This is a genomic window from Alcaligenes nematophilus (genome assembly GCF_026344155.1).
Classification (GTDB): Bacteria; Pseudomonadota; Gammaproteobacteria; order Burkholderiales; family Burkholderiaceae_B; genus Alcaligenes; species Alcaligenes phenolicus.
This window is the reverse complement of the sequence record NZ_JAPKMZ010000001.1, coordinates 467997-494125: the sequence shown is the minus strand read 5'-3', so window position 1 is coordinate 494125 and position 26129 is coordinate 467997. Positions and strand designations below refer to the sequence as shown.

General features: G+C 56.1%; 25 protein-coding genes, 3 tRNA genes and 1 riboswitch. Of the genes, 12 read left to right on the top strand and 16 right to left on the bottom strand.

The genetic code is table 11. From position 1 onward, the window contains the following. Positions 1 to 982: 982 nt before the first annotated feature. Positions 983 to 1771 carry a deaminated glutathione amidase gene (locus tag OSH04_RS02410; RefSeq protein WP_266107889.1) on the top strand — a complete coding sequence of 263 codons (789 nt, stop codon included), beginning with the start codon at positions 983 to 985 and terminating at the stop codon, positions 1769 to 1771. 11 nt (positions 1772 to 1782) lie between these two features. On the opposite strand, the gene OSH04_RS02405 is transcribed toward OSH04_RS02410, so the two are convergent. Further along, complete coding sequence (locus OSH04_RS02405) at positions 1783 to 2430, bottom strand: alpha-ketoglutarate-dependent dioxygenase AlkB (protein ID WP_266107888.1); 648 nt, start codon at positions 2428 to 2430, stop codon at positions 1783 to 1785. 79 nt (positions 2431 to 2509) lie between these two features. On the opposite strand from OSH04_RS02405, the gene OSH04_RS02400 reads away from it, so the two are divergent. Further along, positions 2510 to 3376, top strand: coding sequence for a pirin family protein (locus tag OSH04_RS02400; protein ID WP_083053383.1), 867 nt, complete (start codon positions 2510 to 2512; stop codon positions 3374 to 3376). Between the two features lie 6 nt (positions 3377 to 3382). Here the strand turns inward: OSH04_RS02400 and OSH04_RS02395 are convergent, their stop codons facing one another. The 4 genes from OSH04_RS02395 to OSH04_RS02380 form a co-directional block, all read right to left on the bottom strand. After that, complete coding sequence (locus OSH04_RS02395; protein WP_266107887.1) at positions 3383 to 3874, bottom strand: OsmC family protein; 492 nt, start codon at positions 3872 to 3874, stop codon at positions 3383 to 3385. A 318-nt stretch (positions 3875 to 4192) separates the two neighbouring features. Continuing rightward, positions 4193 to 4900, bottom strand: a complete 708-nt coding sequence (locus OSH04_RS02390; protein WP_009458889.1) for a glutathione binding-like protein — start codon at positions 4898 to 4900, stop codon at positions 4193 to 4195. A 99-nt stretch (positions 4901 to 4999) separates the two neighbouring features. After that, entirely contained in the window at positions 5000 to 5224 is a 225-nt protein-coding gene (locus tag OSH04_RS02385) for a DUF3820 family protein (protein ID WP_003799391.1), read from the bottom strand. Positions 5225 to 5230: 6 nt separating this feature from the next. Continuing rightward, positions 5231 to 5893, bottom strand: coding sequence for a dienelactone hydrolase family protein (locus OSH04_RS02380; protein WP_266107886.1), 663 nt, complete (start codon positions 5891 to 5893; stop codon positions 5231 to 5233). Positions 5894 to 6039: 146 nt separating this feature from the next. Between OSH04_RS02380 and OSH04_RS02375 the strand changes: the two genes are divergently transcribed. Continuing rightward, positions 6040 to 6282, top strand: a complete 243-nt coding sequence (locus OSH04_RS02375) for a hypothetical protein (protein ID WP_223254053.1) — start codon at positions 6040 to 6042, stop codon at positions 6280 to 6282. A 151-nt stretch (positions 6283 to 6433) separates the two neighbouring features. Here the strand turns inward: OSH04_RS02375 and OSH04_RS02370 are convergent, their stop codons facing one another. From OSH04_RS02370 to OSH04_RS02345, 6 genes are all read right to left on the bottom strand, one after another. Continuing rightward, on the bottom strand, positions 6434 to 6976 hold the full coding sequence (locus OSH04_RS02370) for a GNAT family N-acetyltransferase (protein WP_266107885.1): 543 nt from the start codon (positions 6974 to 6976) through the stop codon (positions 6434 to 6436). A 325-nt stretch (positions 6977 to 7301) separates the two neighbouring features. Next, positions 7302 to 8432 (bottom strand): TIGR03364 family FAD-dependent oxidoreductase, encoded by a 1131-nt coding sequence (locus tag OSH04_RS02365; protein ID WP_021446490.1) that lies wholly within the window; start codon positions 8430 to 8432, stop codon positions 7302 to 7304. Next, on the bottom strand, positions 8432 to 9451 hold the full coding sequence (locus OSH04_RS02360) for a putative 2-aminoethylphosphonate ABC transporter substrate-binding protein (protein ID WP_035272329.1): 1020 nt from the start codon (positions 9449 to 9451) through the stop codon (positions 8432 to 8434). Before OSH04_RS02360 ends, OSH04_RS02365 begins: the two co-directional genes overlap by 1 nt. A gap of 38 nt (positions 9452 to 9489) precedes the next feature. Beyond that, positions 9490 to 10320, bottom strand: coding sequence for a phosphonoacetaldehyde hydrolase (gene phnX / locus OSH04_RS02355; protein WP_251196244.1), 831 nt, complete (start codon positions 10318 to 10320; stop codon positions 9490 to 9492). A gap of 46 nt (positions 10321 to 10366) precedes the next feature. Next, the gene (locus OSH04_RS02350) at positions 10367 to 12175 is read right to left on the bottom strand and encodes a putative 2-aminoethylphosphonate ABC transporter permease subunit (protein WP_080748075.1); all 1809 of its coding nucleotides are present in this window, start codon (positions 12173 to 12175) and stop codon (positions 10367 to 10369) included. Continuing rightward, complete coding sequence (locus OSH04_RS02345; protein WP_035272334.1) at positions 12162 to 13238, bottom strand: putative 2-aminoethylphosphonate ABC transporter ATP-binding protein; 1077 nt, start codon at positions 13236 to 13238, stop codon at positions 12162 to 12164. Before OSH04_RS02345 ends, OSH04_RS02350 begins: the two co-directional genes overlap by 14 nt. A gap of 140 nt (positions 13239 to 13378) precedes the next feature. On the opposite strand from OSH04_RS02345, the gene OSH04_RS02340 reads away from it, so the two are divergent. Next, positions 13379 to 14254: a LysR substrate-binding domain-containing protein gene (locus OSH04_RS02340; RefSeq protein WP_266107884.1), complete on the top strand. Its 876-nt coding sequence runs from the start codon at positions 13379 to 13381 to the stop codon at positions 14252 to 14254. 8 nt (positions 14255 to 14262) lie between these two features. Here OSH04_RS02340 and OSH04_RS02335 read toward each other — a convergent pair whose 3' ends face one another. Continuing rightward, positions 14263 to 16296, bottom strand: coding sequence for a DUF4139 domain-containing protein (locus OSH04_RS02335; RefSeq protein ID WP_266107883.1), 2034 nt, complete (start codon positions 16294 to 16296; stop codon positions 14263 to 14265). 224 nt (positions 16297 to 16520) lie between these two features. On the opposite strand from OSH04_RS02335, the gene OSH04_RS02330 reads away from it, so the two are divergent. Both OSH04_RS02330 and OSH04_RS02325 read left to right on the top strand, forming a co-directional pair. Beyond that, positions 16521 to 17201: a prepilin peptidase gene (locus OSH04_RS02330; protein WP_321387000.1), complete on the top strand. Its 681-nt coding sequence runs from the start codon at positions 16521 to 16523 to the stop codon at positions 17199 to 17201. A 211-nt stretch (positions 17202 to 17412) separates the two neighbouring features. After that, positions 17413 to 18486 (top strand): NAD(P)/FAD-dependent oxidoreductase, encoded by a 1074-nt coding sequence (locus tag OSH04_RS02325; RefSeq protein ID WP_137430241.1) that lies wholly within the window; start codon positions 17413 to 17415, stop codon positions 18484 to 18486. Positions 18487 to 18817: 331 nt separating this feature from the next. On the opposite strand, the gene OSH04_RS02320 is transcribed toward OSH04_RS02325, so the two are convergent. Continuing rightward, a tRNA-Leu gene (locus tag OSH04_RS02320) sits at positions 18818 to 18902 on the bottom strand. 162 nt (positions 18903 to 19064) lie between these two features. On the opposite strand from OSH04_RS02320, the gene OSH04_RS02315 reads away from it, so the two are divergent. Continuing rightward, positions 19065 to 19637, top strand: coding sequence for a PadR family transcriptional regulator (locus OSH04_RS02315; protein WP_022983141.1), 573 nt, complete (start codon positions 19065 to 19067; stop codon positions 19635 to 19637). Positions 19638 to 19639: 2 nt separating this feature from the next. Continuing rightward, positions 19640 to 20440 carry a siderophore-interacting protein gene (locus OSH04_RS02310; RefSeq protein WP_083053396.1) on the top strand — a complete coding sequence of 267 codons (801 nt, stop codon included), beginning with the start codon at positions 19640 to 19642 and terminating at the stop codon, positions 20438 to 20440. On the opposite strand, the gene OSH04_RS02305 is transcribed toward OSH04_RS02310, so the two are convergent. Next, a complete protein-coding gene (locus OSH04_RS02305; RefSeq protein ID WP_083053397.1) occupies positions 20437 to 20781 on the bottom strand; it encodes a hypothetical protein in 345 nt (114 codons plus the stop codon). The genes OSH04_RS02310 and OSH04_RS02305 overlap by 4 nt on opposite strands. A gap of 117 nt (positions 20782 to 20898) precedes the next feature. Continuing rightward, positions 20899 to 20992, bottom strand: a riboswitch (SAM-I-IV-variant riboswitch). Between the two features lie 153 nt (positions 20993 to 21145). Here OSH04_RS02305 and OSH04_RS02300 point away from each other — a divergent pair. After that, a tRNA-Leu gene (locus OSH04_RS02300) sits at positions 21146 to 21230 on the top strand. Between the two features lie 64 nt (positions 21231 to 21294). On the opposite strand, the gene OSH04_RS02295 is transcribed toward OSH04_RS02300, so the two are convergent. Continuing rightward, a complete protein-coding gene (locus tag OSH04_RS02295) occupies positions 21295 to 22188 on the bottom strand; it encodes a LysR family transcriptional regulator (RefSeq protein WP_266107882.1) in 894 nt (297 codons plus the stop codon). A gap of 146 nt (positions 22189 to 22334) precedes the next feature. Here OSH04_RS02295 and OSH04_RS02290 point away from each other — a divergent pair, with 146 nt between their 5' ends. The 3 genes from OSH04_RS02290 (at position 22335) to OSH04_RS02280 (ending at position 25477) form a co-directional block, all read left to right on the top strand. Next, complete coding sequence (locus OSH04_RS02290; RefSeq protein ID WP_266107881.1) at positions 22335 to 23717, top strand: M20 family metallopeptidase; 1383 nt, start codon at positions 22335 to 22337, stop codon at positions 23715 to 23717. Positions 23718 to 23771: 54 nt separating this feature from the next. Beyond that, positions 23772 to 25049 carry an MFS transporter gene (locus tag OSH04_RS02285; RefSeq protein WP_221079392.1) on the top strand — a complete coding sequence of 426 codons (1278 nt, stop codon included), beginning with the start codon at positions 23772 to 23774 and terminating at the stop codon, positions 25047 to 25049. Between the two features lie 173 nt (positions 25050 to 25222). Then, positions 25223 to 25477: a heavy-metal-associated domain-containing protein gene (locus OSH04_RS02280; RefSeq protein WP_031231948.1), complete on the top strand. Its 255-nt coding sequence runs from the start codon at positions 25223 to 25225 to the stop codon at positions 25475 to 25477. A 497-nt stretch (positions 25478 to 25974) separates the two neighbouring features. Here the strand turns inward: OSH04_RS02280 and OSH04_RS02275 are convergent. Next, positions 25975 to 26059, bottom strand: a tRNA-Leu gene (locus OSH04_RS02275). Between the last annotated feature and the right edge of the window lie 70 nt (positions 26060 to 26129).

Below are 26129 nucleotides of genomic sequence, written 5' to 3'. Positions count from 1 at the left end.
TATGCAGATTTTTTTTAGTTTTTTATATAGAATCACGGTATTGGGTGTTTTGTATCCAATCATTTTCCTGTGGTAGCTTTCCCCTGATTTTGCAAGAAATCGGGGGTTTTTTTTATTCTGATTATTTTGGATTTCAATCATTAGTGCATTGAAAGTCCAATGCCAAAGCGGCTTGTCAGCTTGACAGGCGGGCATGTCGGACGAAGTGGCGTCGCAAGGATAATTCATGAATGGGCCAGTGCTGGTTTGCACTTGGCCCATTATTTTTAGCTCGATTTTATCCGGATTTGATTCATTTTTATTTAATCGCGTTTTATCGATTCTAATTATGTCCGGTCATATTTGGGTTGGAGATTTGCCCTCGAAAATTCTGGATGGGTGCAGAGATGCTTGCCAGAGTTAAGAACGTCTTTTTGTGCCGTCTATGAGATTTTGTCCGGCTTAATAAAAGAATCAATTTTGCCGATTTGCATAATGTTTATGGTATTGCAAATATAAGAGTTGTTTATATCTCATTATCATATATCTGCTGATTAAAGCCGAGCTTGAGAACTGAGCTCAATTGAGTTTCACGCTTATGAAGATAAATGGAATTGAACTGTACGGACGAAATAGAGCGTTCAAATTGATCGTGTTGATGTTTGGGTTTGTCACTATGCGCAGGACACTTTGTTTCAGGGCCTGATCGCTTAATTGACCTGCTAGCTGAGTAGAAATATTCTTTGATATGACCCGAATGTTTAGTGTGGTTAAACTCATTCAGGGTATTGACCTGATAAAAATTTATTTTTAATTGCAGTTTGTGTCCGAATTTTTACATGATGGGAAGTGGAGAAATATGACGCTGATCTGTTGGGGCTGAACGACGGGGATGGTTTGACATTTGACCATCTGGTGTTCAGTTTTTCTCCCTTGTTCGCTGGCTGGTCTGGGCGGGCGGCTGCGTTAGAATCACTTAGGCAGCACCGTAAAGGAGGTGGTCATGAAAGTTGCATTGGGCCAGATGGCCGTATCCAAAGATTCGCAGGAAAACCTGAGCGCTTGCCTGGGTTTGATCGAACAAGCCTTGCGCTCCGGCGCGCAGTTACTGGTTTTGCCTGAAGGTGTGCTGGCCAGAAATGTGGCCGACCCTGAAGTGGTCCTGAAATCCGCACAAGCCCTGGATGGGGAGTTTGTCAGCCGACTGAGCGCTGCCACCCGTGATACTGATTTAACCGTGGTGTTCTGCATTCATACCCCGGCCGGAGACGGCAAGGTTTGGAACACCTTGGTGGTGCTGCGCGATGGCCAGGTTCTGGCGCATTACAACAAGCTTCATTTGTACGATGCCTTCTCGGTACAAGAATCACGCTATGTACAGCCAGGTACAGAAATCCCCGCCTTGATTGATGTGGCCGGTTTCAAAGTAGGTTTGATGACTTGCTACGACCTGCGCTTTCCTGAGCTGGCCCGACGCTTGTGCGTGGACGGGGCGCAAGTCTTGCTGGCGCCGTCGGCCTGGCTGAAAGGTCCCTTGAAGGAACACCACTGGCGTGTGCTGACGACGGCTCGCGCTTTGGAAAATACGGCCTATATGGTGGCCGTCGGCGAGTGTGGTGAACGCAATATTGGCCAAAGTCTGGTGGTGGATCCCTTGGGTGTGATCGTGGCCCAGGCGGCAGAAACTCCCACATTGCTTTGGGTTGATCTGGATCGGGAGCGTTTGGCTTATGCCCGTCGCATTTTGCCCGTACTGGAAAACCGTCGCTTTGCTCCGCCCGAACTGGGCTGATCTAGCGGGGTTCAGCCTGCTTTTCTGAATGTCAGATTGACCCGGCCTGTGCCCCATACCGGATGGGCCGGGCCCTCCAGTCTGCGTACCCCATGGAAATTCAATCTGGACGGCCCCCACCAGACCAGCACATCACCATCGCGCAGTCGCAGGGTACGCACCGGGTCGCTGCGTTTTGCGCCGCCCCATAAAAACAAGGCCTCACGTCCCAGGGAGACCGAGACAATCGGGTGCTGCAAGTCGCGCTCGTTTCTATCCTGATGCAAGGACATATGCGCCTGCTCGTCGTAGTAATTGATCAGACAGGTATCGGGTTGAAAAGGGCCCTGGCCCGACTCCTGGGCAATGTGCGTTAATAGTTCCTTGAATATGGCCGGCATGGCGGGCCAGGCCAAACCGCTTTGCGGGTCCGTGGGGCTGTAACGGTAGCCGTGTTCGTCCGATATCCATCCCAGGTCGCCACAACTGCTTTGTGCGGCCGACATACGATGCCCTGAGGGAACCTGCATATGCCGCCAAGGAACGCTGTGCACCAGTTCTTGAACCGCCTGTGCCAAGCTGGCGGCATAGGGCAGGGCCAGCCCCGGAAGGGCGATCAGGCCGGTATCCAGAGTCAGGACGTTGCCGGGAACGGGATCAAAGAGGGAGAGCGTGGACATGCGCGATAGGGCGAATAAAGCAGTGACCAGAGTATAGTAATCGGGATTGTATTTTTGCGACTTCCCAGTAGAGGTGTCTATGGTCGAGCTGCTGATTCCACAACGTCAACACAGCATTGGTGCATTTGAAGTGGGGCGCGTTCTGCCCTTTCGCCAACGGCGTATGGTGGGGCCTTTTATCTTCTTTGATCGTATGGGGCCACAAGAGCTGACGGCACCTGTAGGGACAGAAAACGATGTGCTGCCACACCCGCATATTGGCCTGTCTACCGTCACCTATTTATTTGAAGGTGCCATGACACACCGTGACAGCCTGGGCGTGGAACAAGAGATTACGCCCGGCGCCTTGAACTGGATGACCGCTGGTTCAGGCATCAGCCATTCCGAGCGCTTTGAGCCCATGCGTACCCAAGGTGGCCGTATGGATGGCATTCAGGCCTGGGTGGCTTTGCCGGAACATAAAGAAGAGCAAAACCCGGATTTTGTGCATTACGAGGCCGAACAACTGCCTTTGATTCAGGACACGGGCCTGGAAGGTCGCCTGATAGCCGGATCGGCGCTGGGTCTGTGCAGCCCTGCCAGTGTGGCCTCACCCTTGTTCTATATGGAACTACGCGTACAAGCGGGCCAGTCTGTCCCCTTGCCAACCGGCCATGAAGAGCGCGCCATTTATATCTGTACGGGCGCGCTGGAGGTAGGCGCTCAACGCTATCACGCCGGTCAGATGCTGGTCTTTGCCAAAGGCGACAGCCCTCGCATCCTGGCCGAGCAAAACAGCCATTTGATGCTGCTGGGTGGCGAGCCCCTGGGACCACGCCATATCTGGTGGAACTTTGTGTCCTCGCGCAAGGACCGTATCGAGCAGGCCAAGGACGATTGGCTCAATGGTCGCATCAGCCTGCCGCCACTGGACGATGAGCAGTTCATCCCTTTACCTGCGGTGTAATGCTATTTACGTCGATGGTGGAGGTGTTTGACCTTGTACGTGGACCGTGACCTCATGGTGAATCGGAGTGTTGATGGAGCGGGCAATAAAGCAGTATTCACCTACGTGATCGTGAAGCGATTTGGACAAGGCAAGGTCACTGTCCGGTGTGATCGTGACAAAGGGGCGCAAGGTAACACTCTTGAATTGCCCAGCCCCGTTAGCCTCTTCAATCATGATGCCGGTAGGGTGGTCTTCATAGGCTGTGACCACAATGCCGGCTTCTGCCGCTATTCCCAGGTACCAAAGCATATGACACTGAGCAATCGATGCCAGGAAAAGCTGCTCTGGGTTCCAGCGGGCTGGGTCGCCTCGAAAGGCAGGGTCTGAGGAGGCAGTAATGGTCTCCAGGCCAACTGCCATCACGTCGTGGTTACGTGAGTAGGAGCGAAGGGTGCGGGTGCCGCTCCCGGTGTTGCCGGTCCAACTGATCAACAGTTCATAGTGGTGCGTTTTCATAGCTCTGCTCAGGCAAAGTGGCAAGGAGCAAAAAGAGTAGCAGCGGGGGGGGCAATCGTACATACAAAAAAAAGCCCTGGAAAGAATCCAGGGCTTTGAAGGCTTGCTCATCAGGCTGGTGGATTTGCCTGTATCCGCTCTATGAGCAGACTGGTTTTTTGATTGACGAGCAAGCCGGGCAAACGGAATAGTACCGCTTGCGCAGCTTGTTTAGGAGGCCAATTGTACGGACTGGCGTCAAGCGAAACAAAAAAGACCAGTTTGATAGCAGGGCTATTGCAAATTGGCTTATAAGCATTGATTGGCGCTGCTTATTCATCAATCACGGGCAGGAATGTTCAAGCCGCGTTGTACTGCCGGGCGGGCCTGAAACTGGGCCAGAACACGGGCCACATTCTTGAACTGCTCGTACTCCACCAGCTCGCCTGCGCCGTAAAAACCGATCAGGTTGGCAATCCAGGGGAACAGGGCAATATCAGCGATGGAGTAGCTGTTACCCACCATCCAGTCCTTGCCGTCCAGATGCTTGTCGATCACGCCCAGCAGGCGCTTGGATTCGTTGACATAGCGGTCGCGGGGGCGCTTGTCTTCAAAGTCCTTGCCAGCAAATTTGTGGAAGAAACCCAACTGACCAAACATGGGGCCTACGCCACCCATCTGGAACATCAGCCATTGCAGGGTTTCATAGCGTTGGGCCGGGTCTGCAGAGAGCAACTGGCCGGTTTTTTCTGCCAGGTAGATCAGGATGGCACCGGACTCGAACAAGGCCAGCGGTTTATTGCCGGGGCCATTGGGGTCCAGAATTGCCGGGATCTTGTTGTTGCTGCTGAGCGAAATAAATTCCGGGCTGAGCTGATCGTTGCGCTCAAAGCTGACCAGATGCGGCTCGTAAGGCAGGCCAATTTCTTCCAGCATGATGGATACCTTGACGCCGTTGGGAGTGGGCAAGGAATACAGTTGCAGGCGTTCGGGGTGCTGGGCCGGCCATTTGCCGGTGATGGGGAATGCGGAGAGATCGATTGTCATGACGTCCTTCACAATGGGGTGTAGAGGAAGTCTTGATAGTAGCAAGCTGTACGGTGACATACCGTCGCAGCCCGCTCCCCAGTAAGGTATTTGTTCCTCTTAGCGGCTGCGCGGGCGCAAGGGGTCCAGCAAGGATTTCAGGCCGTTGTGATCCAGTTCGTGCATCAGGGCCAGTAGCTGCCCTAGCCGCCCGGAAGGAAAGCCTTCGCGGGCAAACCAGTTCAGATAATGCCCCGGCAGGTCGGCCAGCAAGCGACCTTTGTATTTGCCGTAAGGCATGGTGGTATTTAACAGGGCAAGCAGGTCGTCGCTGGATTCAAGCATGGGGGCTTAACGTAGATGGTCGGCAAAGAAAGCTAGTGTACGTTCCTGAGCCAGTTTGTAGGACGCTTCGTGAAAATCGGGACGATGATCGCAGCCAAAACCATGCCCGGCTGGTTCGTACACGTAAATGGCCACATCCTTTTGCGCGTCTTTAATGGTCTGAATGGCGCTGGCAGGGATGGAGTGATCCTGGGCACCAAAATGCATTTGAACTGGAATCCTGGGCTGTTTCTGGGCGTTCTGGGCAATTTGCGAACCATACCAGCAACTGGCGGCTTTCAGGCCTTGCAAGCGGCAGGCGGCCAGCCAGCTCAAGGAGCCACCCCAGCAATAGCCGACAATACCAATCTTGCGCGAACCCAAGGCGTCCACGCAGGCCTGAATATCCAGCAGGGTCTTATCAAGCGCAATGCCGTTGCGCAGTGCCAGACCTGCTTGCACGTCCTCGGCGGTATAGCCCAGCTCTACATTTTTCTCTTGCCGGTCGAACAGGGCGGGAGACAGGACACGGTAGCCTTGCTCGGCAAAGCGTTCGCAGGTGTTGCGTATGTGTTGATTGACACCAAAAATTTCCTGCAACACGATCAAGCCGCGTTCGGCCTGTTCATCGCCTGCGACATAGGCTTCGAAACGGTGCTGGTCTGCGCTGGTCAAGCTAAGCGTACTCATGGCGTGTCCTTTAGCTGTAAAACAATAATTCTCTCTTATAACAGTCGCCCATACTGGGAGGCCAGCCTCAGGACGTTTACAATCCACCCAGAACGGCGGGGGTGTCTGGCTCTCGCCCAAGCCCCTCCTACTTCAATGGAATAATGATGCGTGACGTGCTAATGGACAGTCTGTTCTGGACGATTGTGATGCCCTGGTTCTTGTTTTTAGGGCTATTTCTTGTTCCCAAGAAACCTTCCTGGTTGCGAAACTACGCCTTTCCCGGCGTGTTTATTGCAGTAGGTTTGGGTCTGGTGGCTGGGGTGGCAGTCGGTGTGGGCATTTTCAGCATCGTGCTGGGTCTGATCGCCTTTGCCGTGTGCTACGAAAAGCCGAAAGCCAGCGCCTGAGTCAGGAGCAAACGGTTTGATGAAAAACCATCGCGGCGTGCTGCCTGCGATGGTTTTTTTTGTCGCCGGGCAGCCCCAAGGCTCGGCGCCCCCGGCGAAACCTCCCCCTCGAGGATGAGCGCAAGCCGAAGGCGTAGCGTGGAGGGGGGCTTCAGCCGTCGACTGGCTCGGCAGGCGTATCCAGCGTCAGCAAGTAGAAGGCGACATCCAGCCAGCGGCCAAATTTGAACCCCACTTCCTTGAAGGTGCCCGCATGGGTGAAGCCCAGGCTTTGATGCAGATGGATACTGCCCGCATTGCTGGCATCAATACAGCCTACCAGGGTATGCACATTGGCCAGACGGGCACGCGTGATCAGCTCTTGCATCAGAATCTTGCCCAGCCCTTTGCCGCGGTGCTCCGGGTGCACATAGACACTGTGTTCCATGGTGTATTTGTAGGCGGGAAAGGCGCGGAAGGTGCCCCAACTGGCAAAGCCCATCAACGTTCCTGCATCGTCAATGATGCCGACCACGGGAAAGCCGTTGGCGCGTTTGGTGGCAAACCAGCTCACCATGGCTTCGGGCGGGCGTGGCACATAGTCGTATAGCGCGGTGGAGTTCACGATGGCGTCGTTCAGGATCGCCAAAATAGCGGCTGTATGCTGCTCTTCATTGCAGTCTATAAAACGCAAGCCGCTTTCGCTGTCTTTCATTGATCCTTTCCTGTCAGGGGGAAGACCAGGGCTTCGTCGCCAATCGCGACGAGGTACTTGGCGGTCCGGGTGTATGGATGGCTACAGCTCAAGAGCGCTCGCTCTGGCCTATCGTGTGGCGTATTTTATTCCACTCTATTGGGTTTCTCATGGGAAATTCCCATTAAGAACATGTCGTGATTCCCCCTGGTTTGAGGCCCTGGATTCTGGCATCCAGACCTACGCCTCAGGAAAAGAAAAACGCGCAGCCTGGGCTGCGCGTTTTTTGCACTCTTGCTGCCTAGGTCAAGGCTGATCTGCTTGCCTACGCACCCATGTCCAGCAATCAATCGTAGCGAGCGGCGATATTGCGTTCACCAATGGCCAGACCCGTGGTCATCCCCAAGCCCGTGTGCATAACCGTCACTTGCGTACTGCCATCGGCCTGCAAGACAGAAAATGGAGCCGGGCCCTTTGCACCGTATACCCCTTGCCAGCGTTGCAGCACCTGCACCGGGCAGCCCAGCACGGTTTCTGCCAGAGCCAGCAAGTACTGGTCTGTTTCTTCCTGATTGAAAGGGCTGGCTTGCTGACCGTAGTCGTGCGAATCACCAATAATCAGATCCCCGTCCGGGGTGGGGCTAATCAGTAAATGAATGCCTTGATCCAGCAGGACGCCATGACGTTGCTGTACTTGCTCGCGCAGTGTGTCTGCCAAAGGCAGATCGCTAAAGGCACCATAGTGCAGGCAGGACAAACCTGTCAGCAAAGGTCGGTCCAATGCCCAGCCTGCGTCCTGTGCACGCACTTTCAGCATTTGCAGACGTGTCACCGACGGCTTGACGGTATCGAGCAGTTCGCGATGCAGGCTGCTGTAGTCGTGACCGGGGCACACAAAAATGCTGTTGGCGGTGAAGTTGCCCACGCTGCTGTGTACCTGCCCCTCTTGGGCATAGTGCACATGCGCTTGGGTATACACATCCACGCCCATGGCTTGCAGGCTGCTGGTAATGGCGGGCAGGGCGTCGCGCGAGTAGATCTGCAAATCATCCAGACCTTGCAGCGCGCCGTGGTGATGCCCCAGACGGCCTTCAAATAGTGTCGCCAGTTCCTTGCCGCTGAGCATCTGGCAGGCCACGCCTTCGTCCTTGGCACGGCCTTGGGCAAAGTCTTCCAGCAGTTCCAGTTCCAGGTGATTGCGTGCCAGGACCAGCGAGCCATTGCTGCGCACATGAAAGCCCGCTTGTGCCGCCAGATCCAGCCACAGACCTCGGCTTTGGCGTGCCAGTTCCATCATGATGCCCGGCGCCTGACCGGTCACCAGTACCTGACCAAAATTACGTATGGTGGCGCCTTGGGCCTGGTGGCTGCGCTCGAGCACAGCCACGCTAAGCTTGCGGCGGGCAGCCGCCCAGGCATGTGCCATGCCCAGGATGCCGCCCCCCACCACGATGACATCGTAGTGTTGTGTGCTCATTACTTCTTGGCTTCCGATTTACCGTCGTAACGTTTGGTCCACTCTTCGATGATGCGCTCGCGGTTTTCAGCGGCCCAGACGAAGTTGTTGTCAATCAGACGCTGGTTCAGGTCTGCTGGCAGGTGCGGGTTGGCCGTGGCGATAGAAGGGATGGCCAGCACGGCAAAGTTGGTCTTGTACAAGTGGTTGGCTTCTTCGCTGGCGGAGAAGTCAGCCAGTTTCTGCGCGGCTTCCAGGTTCTTGGTGCCTTTCATGATGGCAGCGGCTTCAATTTCCCAGCCCAGGCCTTCTTTGGGGAACACCAGTTCCAGCGGAGCGCCTTCTTCTTTCAGGCGAGCGCCACGGTAGTCAAAGGACACGCCAATCGTGTATTCGCCAGCGGCAGCCATATTGCAAGGCTTGGAGCCGGAGTGGGTGTAGGCACCGATGTTCTTGTGCAGACCGTCCATGAAGGTCCAGCCTTTTTCTTCACCAAACAGTTGCAGCCAGGCGCTTACGTCCAGAAAGCCGGTGCCCGAAGAAGCGGGATTCGGCATGACGATCTTGCCAGCGTACTCGGGCTTGGTCAGATCTTCCCAGGATGTGGGCATGGGCAGCTTGTTCTTTTCCAGCTCAACGGTGTTCACGCACAGGGCGGCGGCAAAACCGTCCATGCCAACCCAGCTGGGTGGGTTGTTTTGATCGCGCATTTTGGCGTCGATCTTGTCCAGACCCTGCGGGGCGTAAGGCTGCAGCATGTTCTGGCTGGCCATCAAGCCCAGCGAGGAGCCGGCCAGACCCCAGACAGCGTCAGCCTTGGGGTTGTTCTTTTCAGCCAGCAGTTTGGCGGTAATGATGCCCGTGGAGTCACGCACCCACTGGATTTTGATATCGGGGTTCTTTTTCTCGAAAGCAGCCTGGTAAGCCTTGAGCTGATCGGCTTCCAGCGCGGTGTAGACGGTCAGGGTCGTAGCGGCTTGAGCCAGGGAAGCGGCGCCCATCAAAGCGGCAGCCAAGGAGCTCAGAACAATGGTTTTCATGGAGAAGTGTCCTTGTGACAGCAAAAGGGGGGGTGGGGTTAGAGAGAGTCGCCAGGGCATTCGCCCTGGGCCATCCGCTCGGTGATTTGTTCAACCACGGCAGGCAGTTGGGCAACGGTGTCGATCAGGTAATGCGGTTGGGCGTCGGCGAAGGTGGCTGCGGCGCGATCACGCAGGGTTTGGCGGCTTTCTTCGTCCAGAGCCAGAAATTCCAGTTCGGTCAGTCCGGCGGCATTGCCTGACAGCAGCAAACCTACCGTCCACATACCGGCATTGCGGCCTTCTTCAATGCCGACCGGGGTGTCGTCAATCTTCACGCAGGCACCGACATTCTTGATTTCCAGACGAATGACGTTTTCCAGGGCCATGGCAGGCCAGGGGCGTGCTTGCGGGACTTCGTCAAAGGCGACGTGGTAGTCCACCAGTACTTGTTGGCGGTGAGCGTGTTGCAGCAGGTTGTCCAGAACCAGACGCGGGTAGCCGGAGCAGGAGCCGATTTTCAGGCCTTGGCGGCGTGCCCAGGACAAGGTTTCACGGGCACCGGGAATGGCGGCGGAGAACTCGCCCACGCGTTCGTTCTGCATGGGCAGGAAGGTGTTGTAGATACGGTCTACATCGCTGTCATCGGGTTCGCGCTCATGCAGGGCCACAAACTGGGCGTGCACTTCAGGCAACTCCAGCATGGCCTTGATGTGATCCCATTTACCGATGCCCATCGCGCTGCGGGCCTGGTCCAGGTTCAGATTCAGATCAAAGCACTTGAAGGCTTCAACCAGAATCTGGGTGGGAGCAAAGGATCCAAAATCCACCAGTGTGCCGGCCCAGTCAAAAATCAGGGCTTCAAGGCGTGGAGTCTGGTGATTTGGCATATCAAGCGATGTATTCGCGCAAGCTGGGGATGACATTGCGGTCCTATCAGGTTGGAGAAAGAGAAGTAGGGGAGCGCCAGGCCTGGCTGCGGCGCAAGGAAGCGCGGCTCAGAACATGAACCAGGACGCAGACAAAGCCGGAGCTGAGCATGATGACCGTGCACATGGCGGCGGCCGGGCCGATAAAGCCGGCGTCGTCCATATTCATGACCGCTACCGAGGCCAGCACGGTTTGCGGGCTGTACAGAAACACGACGGCAGACACGGTGGTCATGGCCGAGACGAACAGGTAGCGCGCCACCGACAGCAAGGCAGGCAGGCACAGCGGCACGGTGACACCCATCAAGGTGGACAGACGCGGAGCCTTCAGGGAGGCGGCAGCGGCTTCCAGTTCGCCAGGAATGGCTTTCAGGGCCGTCACAAAGTTCAGATGGGCACTGGTGTACAGGTGAATCACCGTACATAGGACCAGCAAGCTCATGGAGCCGTACAGACCGGACAAGGGATTGTTGGGGTGGTTGAAAAAGAAGATGTAGCCCAGGCCCAGCACCAGACCGGGAATGGCCATGGGGGCCAGCGCCAGCATTTGCAGCACGCCGTACAAGCCTTTTTCGGACTGACCACGGGCAGGCAGTTTCTCCAGCACCCAGGCGCCCAGAAAGATCAGGGCCGAACCCAGAATGGCGGTAAACAAGGCCATGGTCAGGCTGTTGCGCCAGGCCAGCCAGCCGCCACCGTCCATATTGTTGAAGTCGTAGGACTTCAGGGACAGGCTCAGGTTGTAAGGCCAGAACTTGATCAGGGACGCCCAGACCGCCATGCCCACAATGCTCAGAATGGCCAGGGATACCAGTACCAGAACGAGAGTGAAGTAACGGTCGCGCTGACGGTGTGGCAGAGGCGAGTAGGCACTGAGCGAGCCTTGAGCCTGACCGCTGGCACGAGCACGCAGATGACGGTCCAGAAAGAAGGTCAGCACAGCGGGAATCAGCAACAGCACGCCAATGGCCGCGCCTTTGGAAAACTGCAACTGACCGACCACGGCTTTATAGGCTTCCATGGCCAGCACGTTGTAGGAACCGCCCACCACTTTGGGCACACCAAAGTCGGTGACGGTCAGAGTAAAGACCAGGCATGCGGCGGAAAAAACGGCATAGCGGCTGGCGGGCAGGGTTACCGTCAGGAAGCGACGCCAGGAGTTGGCACCCATGGCGCGGGCAGCGTCATACAGACGAGCATCGGCCAGGGCCAGACCGGTACTGAGAATCATCAGGGCGTGGGGGAAGGTGTAGAAGGCTTCGCCCAGCACAATGCCCCAGAAACCATAAATCGTTTCACCGCCCAACCAGTGACGCAGCAAACCTTGGTTGCCAAACAGGTAGATCAGGGATAGGCCTGGCATCAGCGATGGGGCCAGCAAGGGCAAAAGGCCCAGCGCACGAAATAGTCCGGCACCGCGTATGCAGCAGCGTTGCAGGGCAAAGGCGAACGCGTAGGCAACGGGGATCACGATCAGCAAGGTGGTCACGCCCACCAGAATGCTGCGGCCCACCATGGGCATGAAGCCCGGGGCGCTGATCACCGACCAGAACTGACCCAAACCCACCAGTTGCCCGTCGCCGTCCTGAATGGCGCGCAGCAAGATGAACAGCATGGGCAGGGCCAGGAACAGGACCAGCAGGGCAAACAGGGCAATCAATAAGGCGCGTCGCGCTGCCGAGCCTATCCAGACTGGCAAAACGGGACGGGTCAGGGGATGGTTCTTCACGCTAGTTTCAGCAACGGGCAGGCCATACAGGCTGGTGGAGCGCAGGGACGCCGCGCCAGGCTGTGGTGTGGAATCAATGGTGGGCATGCAGCGCCTCGCTGGGAAGCTGAATGCGGCAGCGACGTGCGGCCAAGGGGTCAAGCAAGCGATCCCCTTGTTCGGGGTTGACGATGGCCTGGACAGTGAGCCCGTCCATGCCTTCGGGGCGCAGAATCAGCTTGTAGTGACGGCCCAAAAACACGCCGTCCACGATGTCGGCCAAAAAGGTATTGGTCGTGGTGGCCGGGCTGCTGTTATCCAGTACCCGAATGTTTTCAGGGCGGATGAAAAGACGCCCTGCTGCAGTAGGCGCTTCCTGACCCAAGTCCAGACGAACGCGCTCGACCAGCACCGAGCAATCGTGCAAGGGCGTAAAGGGCAGCCAGTTGGCTTCACCGATAAAGCCCGCCACAAAGGGATCAGAGGGGGCTCGGTACAAAGCCTGGGGGCGATCAAATTGCACCAGTCGGCCTTTTTCCATCACGGCGATACGGTCCGCCATGACCATGGCTTCTTCCTGATCGTGCGTCACCATCAAGGTGGTGATGGACAGTTGCTTTTGCAGCGCACGCAGCTCGATACGCAGCCGCTCGCGCACCTGGGCATCCAGCGCCGACATGGGTTCGTCCAGCAAGAGCAAGGAGGGTGAGGGGGCCAGTGCACGAGCCAGGGCCACACGCTGTTGCTGACCGCCCGACAGTTGTGCCGGGTACTTGTTTTCCGAACCGGACAGGCCGACCAGATCCAGCATCTCGGAGACGCGTTGACGCACTTGGGTGGCCAGGTTCTTGCGGGGCGACAGGCCGTAGGCAATATTCTGGGCCACGGTCAGGTTGGGGAACAGGGCGTAGGACTGAAACAGGATGCCGTAATCACGCTGTTGAGGGGGCAGGTGAGTAATGTCACGGCCCGCCATCACGATGATGCCTTGATCGGCTTGTTGCAGCCCGGCAATGCATCGCAGCAAGGTGGTTTTGCCACAGCCCGAGGGGCCCAGCAAACACACCAGTTCACCGGCTTGTATATCCAGGCTGACCTGGTCCAGGGCGGTAAAGGAGCCGAACTGCTTGTGCAGTCCTTGTATGGTTAAAAATGCGGGCTTGGCGCTCATCCTGGGTTCCGACTTGTCATGAATGTCATGAACGTCAGTATGGGAGTCGGATATGGCGGCACTATGACAGTACAACTAATTTCTGTAATACGAGCATCGGATAATTTGGGCTTTGATTCTTCCCCGAGGAGAGCGGCAGCATGCTGGCTCTGGAACTGAAGTCCTTTCACGCCACGGCTCATTGTGGCTCCATTACCAAGGCTGCCCAGCAATTGGGGATCAGCCAGCCCACCGTGACCTCGCATCTGCGACAGCTGGAAACCCGCTATGGCGTGGAGCTGTTCTATAGGCAAGGCAAGGGGGTGTACTTAAGCCAGCAAGGGGAACGCCTCTTGCCCCAAGTCGAGCAACTGATGCAGCAAGCTGCCCAGATCGATTTCAGTTTGCGTGATCTGCGCGATCTGAAAAGTGGCATGTTGCGAGTGGGCGCGACCGGGCCGTATTACATCATGGCTGTATTACGGAATTTCCATCAGGCTTATCCCGGCGTGAAGATGCGTTTGAGCATTGATAATTCGCAACGGGTCTTGAGTGCCTTGCATGACTATCAACTAGATGTGATTGCGTCCTCGGCGCTGGTTGATGATCCGCGTCTGGTGCGTCTGCTGCTGGCTTCTGATCCCTTGGTGGCCGTGCTGCGAGTGGATCATCCTTTGGCTAACCGGCAGCGTGTGCGTATTGTGGACCTGTGCCGCCATCCCATTCTGATGCGTGAGCCCGGGTCCATGACACGGGAACTATGCTATCAAGTGTTCCGGCAGGCGGGGCAGGAGCCGACGCAGCTGCTGGAGATAGGGAGCCGGGAGGCGATAGGGTGGGGAGTGGTATGCGGCATGGGGGCCAGTTTGCTGCCCTTGCGTGAAGTGCCTGCGCATCCGGACATTATCAGTGTGCCACTCAGTGATGTCTCGGCTCATTTGAGCGAGTTTGTGTATTGCTTGAAAGAACGCGCGCAGGGCCATGCCATACGCGCGTTTCTGGAGCAGGTGCAGGCCGAGCTGCCTACACCTGCATAAGGCCAGGATCAAGCCAGTTCGGCCAGACCTTTCTCAAAAGCCTGACGGGCCTTCTGTACAGCGTCGCGCTGTTCCTGAACGGCTTTGCGCTGGCTGGCAATCTGGTCTTCCTGCTGGGCCAGTTGCTCGCTGAAACGCTGACCCAAGGTGCTTTGTGCACTGACGGCAGCCAGGTTGGCGCGGATGCGTTCCTGTTCAGCGACGGTTTCGTTCAGGGCCTCAACGGCCTGATTCTGCGCTTGCTGGGCCTGACTTAGCTGACGACGCAGCTCGATCAGCTTGTCCATCCTGGCTTGTTGCGCGCTGTCCTGGCCGTTTCCACGCCACTGCAGCAGCATGTTCTCGTCGATTTCTTCCAGGCGCAATTCCATATGGTCTTGCAGGCTCAGCTGGGCCGTGACGGTGACCGTCTTGCCCTTGGCAACTTTCACTTTCAGGCGGTGCTCCTGGGCGGTATCGCTATCATGGGCGTCGGACTTGAAGGTCCAGCCATCCTGACGAGGCAACTGGATCAGCACCGTGCGATCTTCATCGGCCGGAGCCTTGATCTCGTAGCGGAAGTTCTGCAAGCGCGTCCATTCCGAACGGGCAACGCCATCAGTCACACGGGTTTTGCTCAGGCGGTATTCATCCGTTTGCTCTTCGCGGATTTGAACTTTGCTGTCTTGGGCAAAGTAGATCAAACGCTGCTCGCCAGCAGGCAGACCGGCCAGCTCTGCATCACCCACGTGACCGTCCTGTTCATTAAAGACGGTAATAATGCCGGGCGGCAGGCTATTGGCCTGTTCGTTCTTCACCCAAATGGCGGCTGTGGGATAGTCGCCAGCTTGGCCGCTGCGGTAAACCGAGAGGGACTCGGCCTGCAGCGATGTGTCGATAAAGGGCACCGAAACCGTCTGGCCGGTGGGTACGCTTAGCGTTTGTGGCAGGCTAAAGCGCACTTGAGTCTGACCTTCCTGTGCCTGGGTGCTGGCGCCAGCGCCGCCCGAAGCCCACTGTTTGGCCATGTTGCCATCGGCCGCATAGGCGGCGCTTTCCATCATGATGGGAGCGGGTGCGGCTGGAGCCATGCGAGCACGCATGGCCTCACCTGCTGCTTTACGGGCGTGATTTGCGCTGACAGTAGCCTGGGTGTCAGCTTGCGGCGCGATGGAGCTGCCTACCGCCACCGGCAGTTCAGGGCGCTCATTCCAGTAACGTTCCAGCAGACGCTGGCGCAGCATCACAGGCGAGCCCGAGCTTAGCGTGACCTTCACATCTTTCCAGTCCTCACCGCTGGTGTTCTCAAAAATGGCCCAGGCCTGCAGGCGGGCTTTGCCGTCCTGCATCATCAGGCGATAGGAGCTTTTCCATACCGGTGCAGGAATCAGGTAGGACAGGCGGGCTGTCTTGGCGTCGGTCTTGTTCAAGACCAGTTGAATATCACGCGACTGCTGATTGCTTTGACCGGCCAGCACTTCGGTGGCCTGCTGCAATTGCTGTTGCAAGGTCTTGTCCAGTACTTCCAGGCTGGTGTCCGGGCCCAATTCCAGGGTCTGGATCTGGCCCTGTTCTGTCAGCACGCTCAAGATGGCCTGGGCGGGATGTTCCTTGGTGGCAGCAGTGGCTTGCACCCCCAGGACGGCACCCCGTACCAGGCGGCCTTGCGAGCTGGCGCTGACTTGCTGGCCGCGCAGCGCTTGTGCCAGGGTGGCGGGCGAGCGCAGGTCTTTGGCCGAGAAGGGCAGGCTGTCAAAGCTTTCTTTCAGTGGGGCCAGACCCGACAAGGTCAGGGAGTCGATGCGGTTCTTGCCATCGACGGCCATCAGGGTTTTCAGAATGTCATCGACCTGGGTCAGGGGCACACGCAACTGAGCGGTACCGGTGTCAGAGACGGGGATTTGTCGCTCGATCTCGGCCATACCGGCACTGGATAAGGTAATGGACTCGATCTGCTGGGCCCAGGCGGTGCTGGCTGCCGAGCCCATCCAGACCAGGAGCAAGGCGCCGGTCAAAAAGCGCAGGCGAGGCGTACGCGCAGCGTGGGGCACAAAGTGGTTCATAGCGCTTCCTTATTCATCCGTAAGCGAAACAAAGGGTTGAAGCGCATTATGCCTAGCCTTGTGGGGCTCTGTCTGTCATTCGGGTAACAAAAAAATGCCACCGTCCGGCTTTCTCTACCTGGAGCAAAAAATACTTACGTCATCAAAAGCATGCAAGGCTCTGCTAGGATTTGGGCAGCGTAGCTTGTGCCAGCGCGCGTTTATCAATCTGGTGAAGGATCAATATGATGTGGACGTCGTGGGGCAATGCCTGGGCGGGGATGGGAGTTGCTCTGATCTTGGCGGTCTGTTTTTTCTGGCCAGCCCGACACCTGTCCTGGAGCCTGCCTGTAGAGCTGGAGCCTGAGTTGGACGGGCGTTCGCCGCGTGCTCATCGTCAATGGGGATGGGTATGCCAGAGTCTGGCCCTGGTCCTGATGTTATGGGCCGGTTGGCGCTGGCAGTTGACGCCTGCAGCAGTGGCGGCCTGTGTGTTTATCGCCGGTACTGCTCTCTTGGCCTGGATTGACGCGGAAACCGGCTATCTACCTGATCGTCTCACTTTGCCCTTGCTGTGGCTGGGCTTGCTGGTCAATCTGGATCACACCTTTAGCAGCTTGCCCTTGGCGGTGATTGGCGCGGCATTGGGCTACAGCCTGCTGTGGCTGTTAAACCATGTGTTCTTGTTGCTGACCGGGCGTGCAGGCATGGGCTATGGCGACTTCAAGTTGCTGGCTGCTTTGGGCGCCTGGCTGGGGGCCACCGCCTTGCCGGGAATTCTTCTGGCGGCATCGGTATTGGGCTTGCTGGCGGCTCTGGTCTTGCGCCTTGGTGGGCGTTTGCAAGCCGGGCAGGCCATTCACTTTGGTCCGTATCTGGTCCTGGGAGGCTGGGTCATGCTGTTTTCCTTGCCGCGCATTTTGTAAAACATGATTCGTTTTTTCCACAATTAAACAGGCTGTGCAGGCCTTGTCCGCGCTACCACAGCAAAAGTTTGGACCCGTATGGGAGTCGTGGTAAAACGTCCGGGGCCAGTCGGGCTGGCGGGAGTTCCGCCCGAGCTGTATGTGGAAGTACAACGCGGTTCCATGGACATTGTCCCGCTGACAAAGCAGACGGGAACCTGAGGATGAAGGCATGATTATTGTTGTTGGCGCCGGTGTGGCGGGCTTAGCGGCGGCGCGTCGCCTGAGTATGCAAGGTCAGGAAGTAACGCTGGTGGCTCCTCAGGAGCCCCAGCCCTCGTTTGGTGAGACCTTGTCCGAACGCGGGGCCGTGGTCTTGACCAGCCTGGGCTGGGCAGGCTGTCTGGATGAGACGGTAGCCTTGCGTTCACAAGGGCGTTTTTCGGTATGGGGTAGCGCAGGACTGCGCACCGTGCAGGATGAAGACGGGCAGGGCTACCTGCTGGACAAGGCCCGTCTGGAGCAGGCGTTGTTTGAGCGCGTGCAAAAAGAAGCGAAGGTCAGTATTCGCCAGACACGAGTTCTGGGCCTGGAGCACCAGCCTGAAGGTGTGGTTGCCAGGCTGGCAGACGGTACCAGCCTGGAAGCTGCTGCTTTAATCGACTGTACTGGTCGTGCAGCCTTGTCCGCCGGAGCGGCCGCCCAGCGTCATCGTCTGGATAGACTGGTCGCTGCCTGGCACGTCTTTGACCTGCCTGAAGGGGCAGAACCCTTGGCTGCTTCCCTGGTAGAAGCCGTCGAGTTGGGGTGGTGGTACTTGTCCCCCATGCCGGGTCATCGCTTGATGGTGGCCTTGTTTTCGGACTCGGATCTTTTGCCCGATGGTTTGAGTCGAGATGGTTCGGTCTGGGCCGGTTTGCTGGGCTGTGCCGATGCGGCACGAGTGCGTATGGAAAGCCTGGGCTTGGATAGTCAGATGGCTGATCACGCTCCTAAAGTCAGCGCTGCCGCTAGCTGCACCGTGTCTTACTTCGTGGAAGGCCGCATCTTGCGTGCCGGTGATGCAGGCGCGGCCATGGACCCCCTGGCCGCCAATGGCCTGGCAACGGCCTTGTGGAGCGGATCACAATCGGCACAGGCTGCTGTAGCTCTGACAAAAGGCAATCCCGAGCCGGCGCGTGCTTACGAAAAGGACTATTTGTTAGGTTTGGTGCGTCACCTGAATTCGCAGCATGCTTTGTATGGCATGGAGCAACGCTACGCGGCGCAGCCTTTCTGGCAGCGTCGTCATCGCGCCTTGGAGTGATGGTAAAGAGGGCGGGACAACGAAATAGCTTGCTGTAAGACCGCCAGAATCAAAAAAGCCGAAACAGTGCTCATGCTGTTTCGGCTTTTTTTATGGCTGATTGTTCTTCGGTAAGTCAGGGAGGTGTTTTGAATACGTCTACCTTCAGTCCAAAAGGAGTTTGATTTTTCGGAAGGTCGTCCTTCTGGAAGAGAGGCCCGGTCATATCAACACTGATTGGATCTACGTATCTGACTTCCTCGTCTTCAAACAGGGATTCAAGCTGCTTGCTTTCAGACAGAAAAAACAAAAAGCCGACCATCTTGCGATGATCGGCTTTTTGAGGAATTTGTGGTGCCCAGGAGAGGACTCGAACCTCCACACCCGAAGGCACATGGACCTGAACCATGCGCGTCTACCAATTCCGCCACCTGGGCTTTTGATCAAGGCTGCTGCCTGTCTCAAGCATTCAATTATAGAGTGAGTTTCCTTGGGAAAGCAAGCATTTTTCACTCAATAAATTTAATTTCAATTTCTAGTTGATTGGCATTCTCATTATCATTATAGTGTGTCATGTGATATAGCATAAGAGTATGGACATGAAATTCAACACAATGGATGTCGAGCGGATGCTGCTGGATATGGGCCAAGGCCGAAAATACTCTGCTCGGGCCATGCAGCTCATGCTGATGGCTCTGCTCAAAGAGGGCAGTACTCACGGGTATCAGTTGATACGCCGTTTTGCGCAGCTTAGCCAGAACAGCTATGTTCCCAGCGCTGGTGCGGTCTATCCCGCCCTGGCGTATTGCGCCACGCAAGGCTGGGTGCTGATTGAAGAAGAAGGCCGTCGCAAGATGTACAGCCTGACCAAGGAAGGGCACACGTATCTGGAAGAGCAAAAAGAAAAGTGCGATTACCTGATGCAGTCCCTGACCTATCGCGGGCGCAAGCTGGTGTGGATACGGCAGATGCTGGCCGAACACAATAGCGACGAGGATTTGAAGGCCGCGCAGGAACAAACAGGTTGGTTGCCGGAGTTTGTCCAGGTACGCCACAGCCTGAAGCAGGCCATGTTTGAACAATCGACAGCCAGTCTGGAACGACAGGCAGAGGTGGTGGCCATTTTGGAAAAAGCTATCGCTGACATACGGAACTTGCCCAAGGAGTCTTAAGAATGCAGTCTGAACAATTAACGCAGAAAGTTGCTCATACCTTGAAGTTGCGTTTGCTGACCGTAAAAAAGCGGCGCGAACTGGGGCCTGATATGGTGCGCATCACCCTGGAAGGCTCGGATCTGGAAGGTTTTTATACCCCTGGTTTTGATGACCACGTCAAACTGATTTTCCCGGACCCTGTCACTAAAGAATTGCGACTGCCTCAAATGGGCGAGCGTGGCATGGTCTTTGCCGCCGGTCAGGAAAAGCCACCTATCCGCGACTACACTCCTCGCGAGTTCCGCGAGCAGGAAAAGGAGATGGATATTGATTTTGTGGTCCACGGTGAAGGCCCTGCATGCCAATGGGCCATGCAAGCTAAAGAGGGCGACAAGCTGGGTGTGGCCGGCCCGCGTGGCTCCTTCCTGGTCAGCAAGGACCTGGATTGGCAAATCCTGATTGGCGACGAAACCGCTGTGCCTGCCATGGCGCGACGAGTGAAAGAACTGCCTTCCAATGTGAAGGTGCAGGTTTACGTATTGGCACGTAATCTGCTGACAGTCGGTGCGATGGAGGCACCGGACCATGTCACGGTGAACTGGATTCCTTCGCTGGCCGGTTTGAATGGCATTCTGGACGCATTGCGTGCCGCACCCGAGTTGAGCGGCACCGGCTATGTGTGGGTCGCCGCAGAATATTCCATCGCTCAAAGCCTGCGCGAGTACTGGGTGCAAGAACGCGGCCTGGATAAAGGCGCGATTCGGGCCAGCAGCTACTGGCGTCAAGGTGATCAGGGCGACGACGCCCCACGCTTGGACTAAGCGGCTTTTTGCTGAGAGTAGGGCTGGGCGCGCAAGCGTCCGCCCACGTTCAACACGGGCTGTAAATCTGTATCCAGCACCGTATTGGGATGAGCCAGACGGTGTTCGTCAATCAGACGGGCAATGGCATCCATGTTCAGCAACAAGGTGCTGTCAATATCGTGCTGGAAGCGGGCCCAATAGCCACCGCGGCAACTGGAACCCAGCCAGCGCGGCTCGTAATCTCCGACCTTGTCAGCATGTGCTTCGCACACTACAGCCAGCCGGGAACAACCGGGGTGCAGGACAATGCGGTAGTGGTGCTGCTCTAAAGTCAGATGGTAGCAAAACGGTGCAGACATGAAACACTCCTGTTTAGCTCTTGGAAGGGACTTCCGGGTGAGCAAGTTGGATTAAAGGACCCTTTGCCTGGAAACGACCAAGCATAAAAAAACCCGCTGGCAGCGGGTTCGTGTCTTGATGATCCCATTGATTGCCAGATGGCCATATCTTGAATCCACCTTGTGCGGGTACACAGGTTGGCATGGGTTGCCCCAACTCTTGATATAGCAATAAGCATAAAAGCGATTCTTATGAAGTGCAAGGGCTGCGCTTATTTCTGTCAGGCATGAAAAAAAGCAGAATTAGTTTGCACTCTTTCAAAATCATGTTATAGTTCTCTTCTGTCTTGCAGAGACGAGTTGAAAAACAAATCCAGCAGTCAGAGCCCAGGTGGCGGAATTGGTAGACGCGCATGGTTCAGGTCCATGTGCCTTCGGGTGTGGAGGTTCGAGTCCTCTCCTGGGCACCATAAATTCCTCAAAAAGCCGATCATCGCAAGATGATCGGCTTTTTGTTTTGGCTACTACGCCTGCTCAGGCTTGTTCGACCTGGCTTTCTTGCAGCTCCTGCACCAGCATCTGCATGAACTCCTGCACGCTGTCAGGCAACACGCGCTTTGCCATGCTCAGCACCTGTATATCTCGTTCCAGGCGGGGGTCGTGTACCGGCACAGCTTGCAGGCCATTGTCCCGACTGCTCCGATGACTGATGAGTGCGCCCAAGGCAATCGCTTCTGTCTGGCGCACATACTCATGCAGCGCCCCCGAGTAGTTGCAGGTAAAGACCTCATGAAAGCGCAGCTTTTCCATCTGACACACATGGTTGAAAAGCTGCTTTTGAGTCGATTCTTCGCTCGGCATCACAATGGGATAGGCCTGCAACTCCTTCAGTGACAGGCTTGCAGCCTTTGCCAATGGGTGTTCAGGCCGCATGATGGCAAAAAGAGGGGAGCGACAACTGTGGTTCACCTTCACATCCGGCACGGGCGCGGTGCTGAAAACTACCGCAATATCTACATCGCCATTTTTCACTTGATCCAGACAATCCGTGGGTGAGCCTACCCTCAATACAAACTGGGTCTGCGGCATACGAGCCGAAAGATCCGCCATTACACCAGGCAGAAAGTAGCGCGACAAACCTTCCGTAGCAGCTACCCGGATCATATGGGCTTGCGCATAGTCCTTGGTGCGCAGGCTTTGCAAAATGGCTTCTTCTTCCAGACGTACCCGCAAGGCATGGTCGGCCAGGGCTTGCCCGGCGGCGGTCAGCACCATGCCGCGTCGTCTGCGTTCAAACAGGCTGACTCCTACTGCTTCTTCCATCAAGGCAATTTGCCGACTGATGGCACTGGGGGCGATGTACAGCCGTGCGCTGGCAGCAGCCAGGGAGCCTGTCTCCATAACGGCCAGAAAGTATTTGTAGTCCATGTCCACCTTGGTGTTGCCGAGGCTGGTGAAAGCTTATTCTCAGGGTTCTAAAAATTAGCTTATTAGCTTCGAAAGATAGAAATATACAGAAGGAAAGCCAGATTTTATAGTCCCACTTTCTATATCAATGACAGAACGACAAACGAATGGGAAAAAGCGAAGCATTAGCCAATGTGCGTGCCTATCTGGCCGATGGGCGTTTTGAAGCGGAGCTGCGCCGACGTGTAGCCATTGAAAGCGACAGCCAGACAGCAGAAAAGGCCGATCAGCTGCTTCAGTATCTGGAGCAGGAATTAAGTCCCAGCCTGATCAAGCTGGGTTTCTCGGTTCGCATCATGGCCAACCCCAAAGGAGCGGGTCCGATTCTGGTGGCTCATCGTCACGAGTCGGACGACTTGCCCACGGTCCTGACTTACGGACATGGCGATGTTGTGCCGGGGCATGATTTGCAATGGCGTGATGGCCTGTCTCCCTGGTCTTTGCAGATCGAAGAGGATCGCTGGTACGGGCGCGGAACAGCGGACAACAAGGGGCAGCACAGTATCAATCTGGTGGCGCTGGAGCAGGTGATTCAGGCACGTGAAGGGCGCTTGGGTTTCAACCTGAAAGCTATTTTCGAGACGGGCGAGGAACGTGGCTCAGTGGGCCTGCGTGAGTTCTGCGAAGAGCAAGCGGATCTGCTGTCGGCAGATGTATTTCTGGCATCGGACGGCCCCCGCTTGAATGCCGCTCAACCCACCTTGTTTTTAGGCTCGCGTGGCACCGCCTTGTTTTCTTTGGAAGTGGTGTCCCGAGAAAGCGGCCTGCATTCGGGCAATTGGGGCGGAGTGATGGAGAACCCAGCCATTGTGCTGGCTAATGCCTTGGCCTGTCTGGTCGATGGCAAGGGCAAGCTGCTGTGTCGTGACCTGACGCCCGGGGACATCCCGCAGGATGTGCGCGCCGCCATCGCTGATCTGCAAATTGGTCAACACACTTTGGGGCAGGCTCTGAATGAAAACTGGGGCGAACCTGGTTTGAGTTATGGCGAGCGCTTGTTTGGCTGGAACACGCTGGAAGTGCTGGCACTGGATTCAGGTAACCCTCAAAAGCCGGTGAATGCCATCCCTCCACGAGCCAAGGCTTTCTGCAATCTGCGCTTTGTGCTGGGAACCCAATGGGAGAGGCTGGAAACTGCCTTGCGTCAGCATCTGGATGCGCATGGTTTTGAACAGGTACATATTCATGTGGACCGTATTACACCCGCCACGCGCCTGGATCTGGGGAATCACTGGATTGCTGTGGTCAAAGATGCGGTCAGCAAGGTGAGCTCCCAAAAGATTGCACTGATTCCGAATCTGGCCGGCACTGTCCCCAACGATATTTTTGCGGACGTGCTGGGCCTGCCCACCATTTGGGTGCCGCATTCCTATCCTGGTTGCTCTCAGCATGCTCCGAATGAACACATGCTGGCACCCGTCATTCAGGAAGGCCTGGACATCATGACCAGCATTTTCTGGGAACTGGGCGAGTTGGCCAGAAACACGTAAAAAAAGCGGCAGCGTGCTGCCCACAGAACAACAGGAAAAAGGAGGATACACACGATGGAACATACACAGGCAGCGACAGGCTCCACGCCGCGCTCTTTCTGGAAGCCGGTTGCGGCATCATTGGTAGGCAACACGCTGGAATGGTTCGACCTTTCCGTTTACGCCTACTTTGCGCTGACAATCAGCCATGTGTTCTTTCCCACCACGGACCCCACCGTCTCGCTGGTGCTGGCCTTTGCCACCTTTGGCATTTCATTCTTGATCCGACCTATCGGGGCGGCCGTCATCGGTTCTTATGCGGATACGCATGGCCGTAAAAAGGCCTTGTCGCTGTCCATCATCCTGATGCTGATCGGTACTTTGATGATTGCCTGCATGCCCAGTTATGCCACGGCTGGCGTCATAGCTCCTATCGGGATCTTGATTGCGCGTCTGATTCAAGGCTTCTCGGCCGGGGGCGAGTTCGGTAGCTCCACGGCCTTCATGATGGAGCATGCTCCTAAAAGCACCCGTACTTTTGTGGCCAGCTTGCAGTTTGCCAGCCAGGGTTTTGGTGTGGTGCTGGCCTCCTTGTTTGGCTACGTGCTGACCTCCAATCTTAATGAGCAGCAAATGCTGGATTGGGGCTGGCGTACCCCATTCATCTTTGGCTTGCTGCTGGGGCCAGTGGGTTACTACATCCGCAAGACAGTGGACGAGTCGCCGGACTTCAAGGAAAGCGAGCCGGGCAGTCAGCCTTTGCGTGAGGTGCTGACGTCGCAGAAAACCTTGTTGCTGATCGCCATGGGGACGCTGATTGTGTCTACGGCCTCGAACTTCATCATCAAGTACATGCCGTCTTATGCCGCGACCACCTTGCACATTCCGCAGTCCGCCGGTTTTCTGGCGACACTGACAGGTGGCTTGATCCTGACCTTTGCCACGCCGCTGGTGGGGTATGTGGCCGGCAAGATCAGCCGCATCAAGATCATGCTGTTTGCGGCGATCGTGTATGCCATTGTGATTTTCCCGTCCTTCATCTGGCTGAACACCGTAGCAACACAGACGGCCTTGATTCTGGTGGTGGGGCTGATGGCACTGCTCAAATCCATTTACTTCGCCCCCTTGGCGGGCCTGATGGCTGATGTCTTCCCAGTGCGTACCCGCGTAACCGGCATGTCCCTGAGCTACAACATTGGCGTGACGGTCTTCGGCGGCTTTGCTCCGGTTATCGCTACAGGGCTGATCTCCTGGACTGGCTCGCCCGTGGCGCCCAGCTATTACCTGATTATGGCGGCAGCCTTGAGCATCGTGGCCTTGTTGGCAGTCAGTCGCAAGCTGGGCATGAAATAAGAAAAAGCACAATCTCCCTTCGGCCTGGTTCGTCTGCGCATGAGCGGACAAGCCGGGTTTTTTCTATGGTGGTTTCCCGTCACTTGCCGTATCTATAAGATGTATTTAATATATATCTTTATGGGCGGTGGCGATTTCATCAACTGCCTCACCTCATGTTAAAGGGATAAAAAATGCAAGTTGGAATGCTGAAACTGGCGGGTTTGCGACACCCTGAATGCGCCGATAAAGTGGCTATTGCCTTGGCGGCTATTGAAGGCGTACAAGCGGCAGATGCCTCGTTCGAAAACGCAAAGGCGTCGGTTCGTTTTGATGAAACCCAGGTCTCGCTGGAAGATCTGCATGCTGCGGTCGAGCGGGCCGGCTATCAAATCGCCAAACCTGCGCATGGTGAAGATGGTGCATGTTGCGGTGGCTGCGGCGGTTAAACCTACTGCATCCTGAGACTGAAAACCGACTGTAGAAACACAGTCGGTTTTTTTATGGTTGTACAAAGCAGGGCAGGCGGTGTTTTGCTTTGAGTGTGTTGCCTTGGCTGCCCAGGTGCTTGCTTCAAGGGGTATTCACAGGCTTGTAAAGAAAGCAGCCGATCATGCGGTAGTGATTCTTTATGTGGAAATGGCTGTGTTTAAAAAAGAAGGGGGTCGTATTGCTGCTCGTTTTCTGCCACAGTCAGACGTAATCGGATTGATGCTGAAGGATAATAAATTTATGGAGCAACAAAATAAAAAAGGCCGACCATTGAGAAATGATCGGCCTTTCGGAATTTTGGTGCCCAGAAGAGGACTCGGTCACACGGGCGCGACCCCGGTTGGGCTTGCATGCCCGACCTTTCTCGCCCCCACGTCAGGTGCTCAAGCACCTGACTTTCTGGGCTGGAAAGCAAAAAGCCGACCATCTTGCGATGATCGGCTTTTTTGGAATTTGGTGCCCAGAAGAGGACTCGAACCTCCACACCCGAAGGCACATGGACCTGAACCATGCGCGTCTACCAATTCCGCCACCTGGGCATATCGTTGTATGCTTATGGCTGTGCCAAAAGCCTTTAACGACCTTGCTGCGTGAGCAGCAAAGAAAAAG